The organism is Streptomyces sp. MUM 2J (genome assembly GCF_022414535.1).
Taxonomy (GTDB): domain Bacteria; phylum Actinomycetota; class Actinomycetes; order Streptomycetales; family Streptomycetaceae; genus Streptomyces.
This window is the reverse complement of record NZ_JADWYM010000001.1, coordinates 363,269-376,780: the sequence shown is the minus strand read 5'-3', so window position 1 is coordinate 376,780 and position 13,512 is coordinate 363,269. Positions and strand designations below refer to the sequence as shown.

Annotated in this window: 13 protein-coding genes; 6 read left to right on the top strand and 7 right to left on the bottom strand. The window is 71.9% G+C overall.

Translation table 11 applies throughout. The features are described 5' to 3' along the window. Positions 1-217: 217 nt before the first annotated feature. Entirely contained in the window at positions 218-763 is a 546-nt protein-coding gene (locus I3F54_RS01445) for a DUF485 domain-containing protein (RefSeq protein WP_240116667.1), read from the top strand. Continuing rightward, positions 760-2,352 carry a cation acetate symporter gene (locus I3F54_RS01440; protein WP_240116666.1) on the top strand — a complete coding sequence of 531 codons (1,593 nt, stop codon included), beginning with the start codon at positions 760-762 and terminating at the stop codon, positions 2,350-2,352. Before I3F54_RS01445 ends, I3F54_RS01440 begins: the two co-directional genes overlap by 4 nt. A 122-nt stretch (positions 2,353-2,474) precedes the next feature. Here the strand turns inward: I3F54_RS01440 and I3F54_RS01435 are convergent, their stop codons facing one another. Further along, positions 2,475-3,167, bottom strand: a complete 693-nt coding sequence (locus tag I3F54_RS01435) for a response regulator (RefSeq protein WP_240116665.1) — start codon at positions 3,165-3,167, stop codon at positions 2,475-2,477. A 162-nt stretch (positions 3,168-3,329) separates the two neighbouring features. On the opposite strand from I3F54_RS01435, the gene I3F54_RS01430 reads away from it, so the two are divergent. From I3F54_RS01430 to I3F54_RS01420, 3 genes are all read left to right on the top strand, one after another. Continuing rightward, positions 3,330-4,145, top strand: a complete 816-nt coding sequence (locus I3F54_RS01430) for an ABC transporter ATP-binding protein (protein WP_240116664.1) — start codon at positions 3,330-3,332, stop codon at positions 4,143-4,145. Next, positions 4,135-5,001, top strand: coding sequence for an ABC transporter permease (locus I3F54_RS01425; RefSeq protein WP_240116663.1), 867 nt, complete (start codon positions 4,135-4,137; stop codon positions 4,999-5,001). The genes I3F54_RS01430 and I3F54_RS01425 overlap by 11 nt, the downstream gene beginning before the upstream one ends. Before the next feature lie 80 nt (positions 5,002-5,081). Further along, positions 5,082-6,140, top strand: a complete 1,059-nt coding sequence (locus I3F54_RS01420; RefSeq protein ID WP_240116662.1) for an ABC transporter substrate-binding protein — start codon at positions 5,082-5,084, stop codon at positions 6,138-6,140. Between the two features lie 16 nt (positions 6,141-6,156). Here I3F54_RS01420 and I3F54_RS01415 read toward each other — a convergent pair whose 3' ends face one another. The 4 genes from I3F54_RS01415 to I3F54_RS01400 all read right to left on the bottom strand — a co-directional run bounded on the left by I3F54_RS01415 (position 6,157) and on the right by I3F54_RS01400 (position 10,908). Next, entirely contained in the window at positions 6,157-6,834 is a 678-nt protein-coding gene (locus tag I3F54_RS01415) for a response regulator (protein ID WP_240116661.1), read from the bottom strand. Beyond that, on the bottom strand, positions 6,831-8,498 hold the full coding sequence (locus tag I3F54_RS01410; RefSeq protein ID WP_240116660.1) for a sensor histidine kinase: 1,668 nt from the start codon (positions 8,496-8,498) through the stop codon (positions 6,831-6,833). Before I3F54_RS01410 ends, I3F54_RS01415 begins: the two co-directional genes overlap by 4 nt. 135 nt (positions 8,499-8,633) lie before the next feature. Then, positions 8,634-9,572, bottom strand: a complete 939-nt coding sequence (locus tag I3F54_RS01405; RefSeq protein ID WP_240116659.1) for a sucrase ferredoxin — start codon at positions 9,570-9,572, stop codon at positions 8,634-8,636. Between the two features lie 79 nt (positions 9,573-9,651). Next, positions 9,652-10,908, bottom strand: coding sequence for a citrate synthase (locus tag I3F54_RS01400; protein WP_240116658.1), 1,257 nt, complete (start codon positions 10,906-10,908; stop codon positions 9,652-9,654). A 110-nt stretch (positions 10,909-11,018) separates the two neighbouring features. Between I3F54_RS01400 and I3F54_RS01395 the strand changes: the two genes are divergently transcribed. After that, the gene (locus tag I3F54_RS01395) at positions 11,019-12,185 is read left to right on the top strand and encodes a citrate synthase (RefSeq protein ID WP_240116657.1); all 1,167 of its coding nucleotides are present in this window, start codon (positions 11,019-11,021) and stop codon (positions 12,183-12,185) included. 166 nt (positions 12,186-12,351) lie between these two features. Here I3F54_RS01395 and I3F54_RS01390 read toward each other — a convergent pair whose 3' ends face one another. Both I3F54_RS01390 and I3F54_RS01385 read right to left on the bottom strand, forming a co-directional pair. Continuing rightward, on the bottom strand, positions 12,352-12,588 hold the full coding sequence (locus I3F54_RS01390; protein WP_240116656.1) for a hypothetical protein: 237 nt from the start codon (positions 12,586-12,588) through the stop codon (positions 12,352-12,354). Between the two features lie 146 nt (positions 12,589-12,734). Next, complete coding sequence (locus tag I3F54_RS01385) at positions 12,735-13,286, bottom strand: DUF6082 family protein (RefSeq protein ID WP_240116655.1); 552 nt, start codon at positions 13,284-13,286, stop codon at positions 12,735-12,737. Positions 13,287-13,512: the final 226 nt, after the last annotated feature.

The following is a 13,512-nucleotide window of genomic DNA, read 5'->3' as shown; positions in this document are numbered from 1 at the left end:
AACCCGTCACCCCGCTGGGACCGTCCCTGACCGGGCCGACGGTTCCGGTGTCCGGTGGCCCGGACGGCGCCCGACCACGCGGCGCGCAGGGCGCCCGGGTGGTGCGCCAGGCGTGTGCGGAGGGGCTGGGGCAGCCTCCGGTGACCTGAGTCACCTGATGGGGTGAAGAGCGGGGAGAGAGGAGCCGGAGACCTTCCCGTTCTGCCCATCCTTGGGCATGCAGTCAAGCAACGGTCGTCCGCGCGGGGGCGGTTCCGAGAGACCCGCCGGCAGCCAGGAACGCCACACTCCGTCCGCCTTTGCGGCGCCCGAGGGCGCACCGTACGACGACCCGTGGTACGACGCCCTCGCCTCCGGGTGGGGAGAGTCGGCCGGGGACGTCCCGGTCGCCGCGGTCCCGTCCGCGCGCCAGGCACGGGACGAAGCCGCCACGGCCGACGTCTACCTCTCGGTGCAGCGCAGCGCGGCCTTCCAGGAGGTGCGCAGCCGGTACCGGAGGTTCGTGATTCCCGCGGTCGCCGGGTTCTTCACCTGGTACGTCGGGTATGTCGTGGCCGCGACGACCGCGCCCGGCCTCATGGCGCGCCCGGTGGCGGGCGCGGTGAACGTGGCGATGCTCGCCGGACTCGGACAGTTCCTCAGCACGTTCCTGCTCACCTGGGCCTATGTCCGCCACGCCCGGCTGCGCCGGGACCGCGCCGCCCTGGAGCTGCGCTGGGACACCCAGGAACTGGCCCGTGGAGCCCGAGGGGGTGTGTCGTGACCGGAGACCACCAGTCGCTGGCCCTGGTGCTGTTCAGCGCCTTCGTCGCCGTCACTCTGGGGATCACGACCTGGGTGAGCCGCAACCGGCACGGCTCGGCCGAGGAGTTCTACGCGGGCGGGCGGCTCTTCTCGCCGATGGAGAATGGTTTTGCCATCGCGGGCGACTACATGTCGGCCGCTTCCTTCCTCGGCATCTCGGGGCTCATCGCGCTGTACGGCTACGACGGCCTGCTGTACTCCGTGGGCTTCCTGGTGGCCTGGCTGGTGGTGCTGTTCCTCGTCGCCGAACTCGTGCGCAACTGCGGACGGTTCACGCTCGCCGACGTGGTCGCGGCCCGCATGAGGGAACGGCCGGTGCGGATCGCGGCGGGAACCTCGTCGGTCACGGTGTCCGTCCTCTACCTGGTGGCGCAGATGGTGGGCGCCGGCAGCCTGGTCGCCCTGCTCCTCGGGCGCACGGGCGAGGCGGCCCAGGCCTGGACCGTCATCGGCGTCGGCGCGCTCATGGTCGTCTACGTGTCGCTGGGAGGGATGCGGGCCACCACATGGATCCAGATCGTCAAGGCGGTCCTGCTGCTCGCCGGCACCGTCACACTGACCGTCCTGGTCCTGGTGCGCTTCCACGGCGACTTCGACCGGCTCCTCCTCGCGGCCGCCGACCGCAGCGGCCACGGCGCCGCGTTCCTGGCGCCGGGTCTGAAGTACGGCGGGGGCTGGACCGCGCGGTTCGACTTCATCAGCCTGGGGCTTGCCCTGGTGCTCGGCACCGCGGGGCTGCCGCACATCCTGTCCCGCTTCTACACCGTGCCGACCGCGCGGGCCGCCCGTCGCTCGGTGGTCTGGTCGATCGGGCTCATCGGCGGCTTCTACCTGATGACGATCGTGCTCGGCTTCGGCGCCGCCGCCATCGTCGGGCCGGACGCGGTACGGCGGTCGAACGCGGCCGGGAACACGGCGGTGCCCCTGCTGGCCCTCGACCTCGGCGGCGGCGCGAACTCCACCGGTGGAACCGTTCTGTTCGCCGTGGTCGCGGCCGTCGCCTTCGCCACCATCCTCGCGGTGGTCGCCGGCATCACCCTCGCCTCCTCCGCGTCCGTGGCACACGACCTGTACGCCTCGCTGCGGCGCCGGCGCGGCACTCCGCGCAGTGAGGTGGCCGTGGCCCGGGCCGCCGCGATCGGCATCGGTGTCGTGGCGATCGCCCTCGGCCTGCTCGCGCGTGACCTCAACGTCGCCTTCCTCGTGGGCCTCGCCTTCGCCGTGGCGGCCTCCGCCAACCTGCCTGTGCTGCTGTACTCGCTGTTCTGGCCGGGCTTCACCACCCGGGGCGCCGTGTGGGCCGTGTACGGCGGGCTGGTGCCGGCCCTCCTGCTCGTCGCCCTGTCACCGGTGGTGTCGGGCAGCCCCGAATCGCTGTTCCCGGGCGTCGACTTCCAGTACTTCCCGCTGCGCAACCCCGGCCTGCTCTCCATCCCGCTGGGCTTCCTCGCGGGCTGGCTCGGCACGGTCACCTCGACCGAGATCCCCGACGAGGCCAAACACGCGGAGACGGAGGTTCGCTCGCTGACGGGCGCGGGGGCCGTCTGAGACCCCGACGCGCACGGGAACGTCGCCCTCCCCCGCCGCCCACGACTTGTGGCGCCTGCCGGGTACCGCCCGGCCACCGAGCGGCCGGAGCGGTGCCCGGCATGGACGCCGGAAGCGCTGCATCAGGGCGCCACCCACGCGTAGCGGTGCTCCGGACGACCGGTGTCGCCGTACCTCAGGGAGAGGCGGAGGCGGCCGGCCTGCTCCAGGTGGCGCAGATAGCGCTGGGCCGTGGAACGGCTCAGGCCCGTCTCGGCGGCCACCTCGTGGGCGGAGAGCGGATGGTCCGCGCGGTGCAGTACGGAGCAGATCAGGTCGGTGGTCGGCTCCGAGTGGCCGCTCGGCAGACCGGGCGAGGAGGGCGCGGGTGCCGTGCGCAGGGCGCCGAAGATCCGGTCGACCTGCTCCTGCCCGGCGATCCCCCGGCCGCCGACCCGGTCCACCGTGCGCCGCAGTGCGGCGTAGGAGTCCAGCCGGGACCGGAGAGCGGCGAAGGTGAACGGTTTCATCAGATAGTGCAGGGCGCCCAGCCGCATGGCGGTCTGGACGGTCGTCACATCACCGGCCGCCGTGATCATGATGACGTCGGTGCCGTGGCCCTGCTCCCTCATCCGGTGGACGAGCTGCAGGCCCGGCTGGTCGGGCAGGTAGTGGTCGAGCAGGACCAGGTCGATGCCGCCGCGCTCGACGGCGGCCAGCGCCTGGGCGGCACTGTGCGCGCGGGCGGCCACCCGGAAGCCGGGAACCTTTCCCACGTACTTGGCGTTGATCTCGGCGACACGGAAGTCGTCGTCCACGACCAGGACGTCAATCATCGGGCCTCTCTCCGTCAAGGCCAGGCGGGCGGTTGCGCCCGCGTTTCGGCTCCGTTGTTGTAACGCGCGCAAAACGAGCACAACAGAGCGTTGCAAGCAGAAGAAGCCGATGCGCCCACAAGACTGCTGCCGTGACCCGGGCGACATCTACGGTCCCGGCTCATGAGCGCAGACACCGGCCCCGCCATCGAGCTGCGGGGCGCCAGCAAGACATTCCGGACCCCGTCGGGGGGTCTGCACACGGCCGTCAGCAGCCTGGACCTCACCGTGGGACGAGGTGAGTTCGTTGCGGTCGTCGGCCCCACCGGCTGTGGCAAGTCGACCACGCTGACACTGGTCAGCGGCCTGGAGGAACCCACCGAGGGAGACGTTCTGGTCGCCGGGGAACCGGTTCGCGCGGTCGGCGGCAAGGTCGGCTTCGTCTTCCAGCAGGACGCGACCTTCCCCTGGCGGACGGTTCTGTCCAACGTCATGGCGGGTCCGCGGTTCCGCGGCGTGCCGAAGGCCGAGGCGAAGCAGAAGGCCCGCGAGTGGCTGGCCCGGGTCGGTCTCGCCGCCTTCGAGGACCGCTATCCGCACCAGCTCTCGGGCGGGCAGCGCAAGCGCGTCGCGCTCGCCGCGACGTTCGTCAACGATCCCGAGATCCTGCTCATGGACGAGCCGTTCTCGGCGCTCGACGTGCAGACCCGCGCCCTGATGTCGGACGAGTTGCTGGAGCTGTGGGAGGGCACCGGGGCCTCCGTGGTCTTCGTCACCCACGACCTGGAGGAGTCGATCGCCCTGGCCGACAAGGTCGTGGTGATGACGGCCGGGCCCGCAACGGTCAAGCAGGTCTTCGACATCGACCTGCCGCGCCCCCGCAAGGTCGAGTCGGTACGTCTGGAGCCGAGGTTCCTGGAGATCTACCGCGAGATCTGGGTGTGCCTCGGCGAAGAGGTCCGCATCACGCGGGAAAGGGGTGCCGCCCATGTCGCCTGAGGTGGTCGGCGCATCCGTGGTGGAGACGGCCGGCCCGGCGCCGGACCGCGCGCTGTCACGCGCGCGTGCCGCCCGCAGGCGCAAGGCCGTCGTCACCGGAGCCCGCGTGCTCGTCCTGGTCGCCGTACTCGGCCTGTGGGAGGTGCTCTCCCGCGCGGAGGCCATCGACCCGTTCAACTTCTCGATGCCGTCCAGGATCTGGGACCAGATCCACACCTGGGTCACCCACGGGACGGCGCTCGGATCCCTGGGCGAGCAGATCTGGTTCACGCTGTACGAGGCTCTCGTGGGCTGGATCATCGGTGTGATCGCCGGTGTCGTCCTCGGTATCGCCCTCGGGCGGATCCGTTTCCTCGCCGATGTCCTCGGTCCCTACATCAAGGTGCTCAACTCCATACCGAGGATCGTGCTCGCCCCGATCTTCGTGATCTGGTTCGGACTGGGTCCTGCCTCCAAGATCGCCTCGGCCGTCGTCCTGGTCTTCTTCCCGGTGTTCTTCAACGCCTTCCAGGGCGCCCGCGAGGTCGACCGCAATCTGGTCGCCAACGCCCGGATCCTCGGCGCCGGCGACCGCCGGGTCACCCTCCAGGTCGTCGTCCCGTCCGCCACCTCGTGGATCTTCACCAGCCTCCACGTCAGCTTCGGCTTCGCCCTCATCGGCGCCATCGTCGGCGAGTACATCGGTGCCACGAAGGGCATCGGCCTGCTCGTCGCCCAGTCGCAGGGCACCTTCAACGCGGCCGGCGTGTACGCCGCGATGGTCATCCTCGCCGTCGTCGCGCTCGTGGCCGAGGGCCTGCTGACCTTCGCCGAGCGCCGCATCTTCCGCTGGAAGCCGTCCGGCTCCGACGGCTGAGACGCCCCGCCTCGTCCCCTCGCCCCGCACCTCCCCTCATCGGACCCTCCGCTCCGCGTACTCCCAAGGACGTGAACGCCATGCGCCAGAACACCCGGTTCGCCGTCTGGGCCGCCTCCGGCCTGCTCGCCCTGACCTCGCTCACCGCCTGCGCCGACGACGCTGCCGCCACGGCGTCGGCGGGCGGCGCCAAGGGCGACGGCAAGGGCACGAAGGTCAAGATCATGGTCGGTGGCCTCGACAAGGTCATCTACCTGCCGGCGATGCTCACCCAGCGGCTCGGCTACTTCGACGCCGAGGGACTGGACGTGGAACTCCTCAGTGAGCCCGCCGGCGTCCAGGCGGAGACCGCCCTGGTCTCCGGACAGGTCCAGGGCGCCGTCGGCTTCTACGACCACACGCTGGACCTGCAGGTGAAGGGGAAGTCCGTCGAGTCCGTGGTGCAGTTCTCCCACGCACCCGGCGAGGTGGAGATCGTCTCCGCCCGGGCCGCGGACGACGTCACCTCGCCGAAGGACTTCAGAGGCAGGAAGCTCGGCATCACCGGCCTCGGCTCGTCGACCGACTTCCTCACCAGGTACCTCGCCGTCAAGAACGGTGTCGGCGTCAGCGAGTTCACCCCCGTCGCCGTCGGTGCCGGACCGACCTTCATCTCGGCACTCCGGAAGGGCGCCATCGACGCCGGGATGACGACCGACCCGACGGTCGCCACCATCCTGGACAAGAAGGCCGGCACGGTCCTGATCGACATGCGCACGCCCGAGGGCTCGCGGGAGGCGCTGGGCGGGCCGTACCCGTCGTCCAGCCTGTACATGCAGACGGACTGGGTGAACAGCCACAAGGACACCGTCCGGAAGCTGGCCCGTGCATGCGTCAAGACGCTCAACTGGATGTCCACGCACAGCGCCTCCGAGATCGCCGACAAGATGCCCGCCGACTACTCCCAGGGCGACAAGGCGCTCTACGAGGAGGCCGTCAAGAGCACCCTGCCGATGTTCACCAAGGACGGTGTCATGCCCCAGGGCGGTCCGGAGACCGTCGAGAAGGTCCTGAAGGCGTTCAACCCCACCATCAAGAACGCCGAGGTGGACCTGAGCAGGACCTACACCACCGAGTTCGTCGAGAAGGCGGCCGGCTGACCGGCCGTTCGTGCCCTCAGACGCGGGTCGCCCACCCGTAGCGGTGTTCCGGGCGGCCCGCGTCGCCGTACCTGAGGGTCAGTTCGGCCTGTCCCGTGCGCTCCAGGAGCTTCAGATAGCGCTGCGCGGTCTGCCGGCTCACGCCCGTCCGCTCGGCCACCTCGTGGGCGGACAGGGAGCCGTCGGCGCTCCTCAGGCATCGGCGCACCAGATCGGCGGTCGCGGGGGAGTGCCCCTTGGGCAACCGCGGCCCCGAGGGCGCGCACAGCGCGCCGAAGAAGCGGTCGACGTCGGCCTGCTCCGCCTCTCCCCCGGCGTCCAGGGTCCGCCGCAGCAGGGCGTACGACTCCAGTTTCGCGCGCAGTCGCGCGAAGGCGAACGGCTTCACCAGATACTGCAGCGCCCCCTGTCGCATCGCCTCCTGCACCACCGAGACGTCCCGCGCGGCCGTCACCATGATCACGTCCGTCCGGTGCTCGCGCCGGCGGATCTCGCGGACGACCTCCAGGCCGGTTCCGTCCGGCAGGTAGTGGTCCATCAGGACCAGGTCCGGACGGAGCAGCTCCGTCCGGCGCAGCGCCTCTCCCGCGCTGTGCGCCCGGCCGGCGACGCGGAAGCCCGGCACCCTCTCCACATGGGCGGCGTTGACCTGCGCCACCCTGATGTCGTCGTCCACGACCAGGACCTCGATCACCGCGTCCCCTCCTTGGCAGCCTCCGCCACGGACGTCCCCGGCGCGGGACACGGGTCCGGCTCCGCCAGGGCCTCCGGCAGGACGACGGTGAACCGCGCACCTCCACCGTCCGCGTCGCCCACGGCCGCCCTGCCGCCCTGCCGCTCGGCCAGCCGCCGCACCAGCGGCAGGCCGATGCCGCGCTTGCCGTGGGCCGGCGGCCTCTTCGTGGACCACCCCTCGGTGAAGACCAGTTCCCGGTGCTCCACCGGGATTCCGGGCCCCGTGTCGCACACCGTCAGCACGACCGTACGGCCCTCGGCGCGCAACTCGACCTCCACGCGCGCGTGGAGGGTGCCCGCCACGGCGTCGAGCGCGTTGTCGACCAGGTTGCCGACGATGGTGACCAGCCCCCGGGGATCGACCAGCCGGTCCGGCAGCCGCGTGCGGTCGCAGATCCACAGAGCGGCCCCGCGCTCGGCCGCGACGGTCGCCTTGCCCACCAGCAGGGCCGCCAGCAGGGGGTCCCGGATCTTCTCGGTGACCTGTTCGGCGGTGGTCCGATGGTCGCCGACCACCTCGCCGACGAACTCCACGGCGTCGTCGTACATCTCCAGTTCGAGCAGCCCGAGCAGGGTGTGCATCCGGTTGGCGTGCTCGTGGTCCTGGGCGCGCAGGGCGTCGATCAGGCCCCGGGTGGAGTCCAGCTCCCGTGCGAGCCGCTCCAGCTCGGTACGGTCGCGCAGGGTGGCGACGGCACCGCCGTCCCCGGTGGGCATCCGGTTGGCCACCAGGACGCGCGGCCCGCGCACGGTGAGCAGATCGGTTCCCGTGACCCGGCCGGCCAGCACGTCCGCCGTGCGGCCCTCGCCCAGCGCGTCGTCGGGCGACCGGCCGACCGTCTCCTCGCCGACGCCCAGCAGGCGCTGCGCCTCGTCGTTGAGGAGGCGGACGCGGCCGGAGCGGTCCAGGGCGACCACGCCCTCGCGGATGCCGTGCAGCATCGCCTCGCGCTCGGCGAGCAACGCCGAGATGTCCGAGAAGGCCAGGTCCCGCGTCTGCCGCTGAACCCGCCGCGAGACGATCCAGGCGGCCAGCGCACCGACGGCCAGGGCCCCGCCGGCCAGCGCGAGCAGACCGGGGATCGCACTGATCAGGCGGGCCCGGACACTGTCGTAGGCGATGCCCACCGAGACGGCCCCGACGATGCGCCCCTCGGTGTCGCGCAGCGGCACTTTGCCCCGGGCCGAACGCCCCAGGGTGCCCTCGTCGATTCCCATGACCTCCTTGCCGCCCAGGGCCTGGCTGGGGTCGGTCGAGACATGGCCGCCGATCCGCGCCGGGTCGGTGTGCGACCAGCGCGTGCCGTCGAGGTTCATGATCACGACGTACTCGGCGCCCGTGGCGAGCCGGATCCGCTCCGCCTCCCGCTGTACGGGCCCGTCGGGGCGTGGCGCGGTGCTCTGGAGGTCCGCCGCGATCTGCGGCTGCTGCGCGGTGGTCTGCGCGATGGCGAGCGCCCGGTGCATGGCCTGGTCGTCCAACTGGTGGCTGAGCGGAGCCAGGAACAGGCCGGCGGCGAGGACGGCGACTCCCGCGGCGATCGTCACCTGCATCAGCAGCACCTGGGAGAACACGCGTCGCGGCAGGCCCAGGCGCAGACGGTGCGGGGGAGTCGGACTCATGCCCCAGACGGTACGCGGGGGTGCCTTTCCGGCCGCAGGGGTGCGGCCCGGGCCAGCGGATCGGCTTGATCGGTATGGACGGGGCCGACTGACCGTGTGGATGCCCGGTCGATCGGCCCGTGCTCCGTGATCCGGTCAATGCCTGCCGGCCGGCGCCAGCTCCCGCACGGAGCCGACGTCCATGCGTGCGGGTGTCCCCAGGACCGACGCCGCGCAGCTCTCCGGCCGGGGCGGCAGTGCGGCCCCCTGGGTCACCACCACACGCCAGCGGCGTCCGTCGGCGTGCGCGACGGTCACCTCCCAGTGCGGGGCCGCGCCGTCCGTGGACACGACGCTCAGCGCGTCCGCGACGTACACGCGCGCCTCCCGGCGCACCGCCAGCTCCGCCGCCTGCCCGGGCCGTTCCCAGGCCGAGCTGCCCCGGCACCCCTCGACGACGATCCGGCCCTCCCGGACGCCGTGCAGGACCTCCCTGACGCCACGTGCCCCGGCGCGGCCGTAGGCGTAGCCGTACGGCAGGACGAGCACCGTCGGCGCGAAGCGGTGACCACCCAGATGGGTGACCTCCCAGATGCCGTGCACGCCGGAGGCGGTCAGCTCGGCCGTCAGCGGCCGGCCCAGCAGGGCGCAGCAGCGGTCGCGCTTGCCGTTGGTGCACACCAGGGCGAGCGGAGCGCCGGTGTGCGGTTCGCCGCCCAGCGCCGCGTCGAAGCCCCGGTGGTCGCCGCGGCCGAGCGCACCGAGATCCAGGCCGAGCAGCTCCCCGGGGTCGTCCACGGCGGCGGTGTGCAGCCAGGCGCTGCCCGGGGTGGTGTGTGCCGCGAACACCCGGCGCGGTGCGGGGGTGCCGAGGTCGGCGTGACGGCCCGGACGCCGGATGAGTGCGACCCGCACGCCGGTGCCCCGTGCGGCGTTCTCCAGGGCGCGTCCCAGCACGGGGTCCAGATGGCTCGAAGTGAGCGCTCTGGAGCCCCAGGGGCCGGGCTGTTCCAGGAGGAGCCAGGTCCTGGCGGTGGCCGCGGTTCCGGAAACGGGCTCGTCGAAGTCCCGCGAGACGGTCGCGCACGTACTCACACAGGTGAGCCTAACCTGAGCCGCCGCGGGGTGACTTCCGGCCGTGTCCGCGCGTCCGCCGCCGCGGCCCCCGCCCGCCCTACTCCGGGAGCGGCTGGGGCGCCGGGGGGCCGACGTACCGGCCGCTGGGACGCATACGCAGCGGGCGCTCTCCGTACTCCTCCAGGGCGTGTGCGATCCAGCCCGCCGTGCGCGCCACCGCGAAGATCGTCTCGCCTGCCGTGGAGGGCATGCCGGACGAGGTGGTGAGTACGGCGAGGGCCAGGTCCACGTTGGCGTGCAGGGGTGTGTGGCGCGCGGCGGTGGCCACGATGTCCCGGGCCGCGAGGAGGGCGGGCTCCGCATGCGGGATCCGCTCCAGCAGCGCGAAGAGGGCGCGTGCGCGAGGGTCCTCGCCGGAGTAGAGGCGGTGGCCCAGTCCCGGGATGCGGCGGCCGGCCCGCAGCTCCTCCGCGATCACCGGGGCGGCGGAGCCCTGGTCGAGCACCTCCAGCAGCAGCCGGTGGGCGAGCCCGCTCGCGGCACCGTGCAGGGGGCCCTCCAGCACGCCCAGGCCCGCCGAGACGGCCGCGTAGGCGTGGGCGCGGGCCGAGGCGGCGACGCGTACCGCGAGCGTGGAGGCGGCCAGGTCGTGGTCGACGAGCAGGCCCAGCGCGGTGTCCAGGACGCGCAGGGAGGCCTCGTCGGCGTCCCGGCCGGAGAGCCGGCTCCACAGGCGCCGGGCCAGGGGACCTCCGTCGCGGCGGTCCTCCAGCACCGGCGGCAGGGCGGCCACGAGCGTCGGGATGAGGACCCGCGCGGTGCCGAGCACCGTCTGCTCGGACAGGTCGAAGCGCAGCGGGTCGGCGGCTGCGGCGGCTACCGCGGCGACCCTCAGCCGGTCGGTCGGACCGGTGTGTTCGGGCAGCGCGTCCACCACACCCCGCACGACGGCGACCGTGGCCTCGGGAGCGGTGAAGACGGTGCCGGGGCGCAGGCGGCCGGTCCACAGCCACTCGGCGATCTCCTCGTAGGAACGGTGTGCGGCCAGCTCGGTCGCGTCGACGCCGCGGAAGTAGTAGCGGTCCTTCTCGATCAGCGTGATGCGGGTGCGCACGGACAGCTCTGCACCGGAGCCCGGGCTCGCGCCGCCGTCGCGCCGGTTGCGGCGAGCGAGCGCCTCCACCTCCTCGGCGGCGAAGGTGCTGCCCCGTCCGCCGGGGGTGCGCCGGCTGCTGAGCTGGCCGCGGCTGACGTAGGCGTACACGGTCTCGGGCTTCACACCGAGCAGGTCGGCGGCCTCCTTGGTGCTCAGCCGCCGTCCCGGGTGGCCGGGGCCGGGTTCTTGATCGCGCATGGAGGTCACCGTAGCCGCCTCTCCGGGCATGGACCCATAGATTGACTCAATCAATATTGACAAGAAATCTGTCAATCATCGACAGTCAAATCAAGTTCAGGGAGGAAGACATGTCCGTCAACAGGTCCGTAGCCACCCGCGTCGACGTACCGCGAGGCCTCGCCGGTGTCGTCGTCACCGACACCGAGGTCGGTGACGTCCGGGGCCTCGAGGGCTTCTACCACTACCGCCAGTACTCGGCCGTCGATCTCGCCCGGACGCGCGGCTTCGAGGACGTATGGCACCTGCTGGTCCACGGCGAACTGCCGGACGCCGGGCGGAGCGCCGCCTTCGCCGCGCGGACGGCGGCGCTGCGGCGGCTGCCCGACGAGGTCCGCGCGGCGCTGCCCGCCGTCGCCGCGGCCTCCGGGTCCTCCGGTCCGCTCGCCGGTATGCGCACCGCCCTGTCCCTGCTGGGCGCGGCCAAGGGCTTCCGACCCGTCTACGACACCGACGCCGAACAGCGCCGGGAGGACACCGTCGTGGCCGCCGCGGCCGTGCCGACACTCCTGACCGCGCTGTACCGGCTGGGTCGGGGGCTCGAACCGGTGGAACCGCGCGAGGACCTGTCCTGCGCGGCCAACTACCTCTACATGCTGACCGGTGTGGAACCGGAACCGGAGTGCGCCCGCGCGGTCGAGCAGTACCTGATCGCGACGATCGACCACGGATTCAACGCGTCCACCTTCACCGCCCGCGTCGTCGCCTCGACCGGCGCCGATGCCGCCGCGTGCCTCGTCGCCGCGGTGGGCGCCCTGTCGGGGCCCCTGCACGGCGGCGCGCCGAGCCGCGCCCTGGACACCCTGGACGCCATCGGCACCCCGGACCGCATCGACGCCTGGATCCGCGAGCGCGTCCTGGCGGGTGAGCGCATCATGGGCTTCGGTCACGCGATCTACCGCACCGAGGACCCTCGTTCGCGCATGCTCCGCGAGATCGCCCAGCGATTCGGCGGACCGCGGGTGGAGTTCGCCGTCGAGGTCGAGCGCCGGGTGGAGGCGATCCTGGCGGAGCTGAAGCCCGGCCGCCAACTCCACACGAACGTCGAGTTCTACGCCGGGGTCGTCATGGAACTGTGCGGTCTGCCCCGCGAGATGTTCACGCCGACGTTCGCGGCGGCACGCGTGGTGGGCTGGAGCGCCAACATCCTGGAACAGGCCAGGGACTCGAAGATAATCCGACCGGTCGCGCGGTACGTGGGGCCGGTGCCGCCGGTGCAGGTGCCCGAGGCCGCCTGAGACATGCGTGTGGCCTGGTGCCGTTCTGGCGCCAGGCCTCATCGGTGAGGGTCGAGCAGGGACGGGGTGCCGGGCTGCTCGCCGGATGGCGTTCCGGCATGGAGCGATCGTGCGCTGCCGGAAGGTGAGGGAACGCGCCGGTGGGATGCGCGCTCGTCCGGGCGGCTCAGGCGTCGGGGATGTCCGCCTTGGCGCGGATCAGCGTCTCCCGGCTCACGACGACGATGCGTTCGTAGTCGGCGCGGGAGGCGTCGGCGGGCAGCTCGCGGTCCAGCGCCTCGGTGGCCTCGGTGCCGATCACCGCGAAGTTGCCGTCGCTCAGCTCGAACACATCCGGGCAGTTCGCTCCGGAGTTACTGCCACGGGCGCTCGGAGGCACACCGATGCGGCGCACGATCTTCAAAGGGGTACCAGTCCTTCGGGAAGGCTTGGGCATGATGTTGGGGCAGAAGATACTGTGCTGTGTGGCGTCGGCGGGTGTAGTCGCGGAGAAAAGACACCCTGGCGTGTCGTCTGTGAAGGCGTGTTGACCGTGTGCCAGGTCGGACGTCACTCGGCCGGCGGGTTGCCCACCACCCACCACTCGTCCGTGTCGGCCTCGTCCAGTTCCTGTACGAGGCCGTCCACCATGCGCCCTATGTCGGCTTCGTCGGACGACTGCTTGAGGGTGGCGCGCTGGGCCCTCGAAGCCTCCCAGTACTCCCGGAAGAGCGGACTCTGGAAGAACTCCCGCAGGTGTTTGTAGAACTCCTCCTTGTCCAGGACGTCTGCGCGGTACAGATGGAACAGATAGGCGTACCAGGCGTTGGCGTAGAAGAACTGGCGTCGTTTCTCCGCGGGGATCCTCGGGTCGTAGGTGTCGATCACGGCCGCGAGGGAAGGATCGTCGATGGCCCTGGCCAGCAGTTCCCAGTGCATGCGCTGCTGATGCGCGTAGGCCCTGCGCCGGACCGCGAGTTCCTCGAGCTCCAGCTGCCTTTCCCGCAGCCGTGCCTCCTCGAGACGCCGTTGACGCTGCGCCAGCGTCAGCGCGGCCGTGGAGGCCAGAAGGGCGAGTGCGGTGGAGCTGAACCTCCCCGTGATGTGCTTCCGTGTGGCCATGTCAACCCCCGAATCATGCGGCCGTCCGCCGGTCGTCGGGGTGCGGGTCGACTGTGGGGGACCGGCGACTGTGGGCGGCGCTTGCCACCTCCAGGGTGCCGAGCGGCTCTGATCGGCGGGGAGGCGGAGAGGAGGCGCACGGAGGGATGCGAGGGTCGCGCAAGCCAGCGCCTCGCCCAACGTCTGCCCCGCATGCACTGCTAACAATCGTTCACTTCGCGGCGAT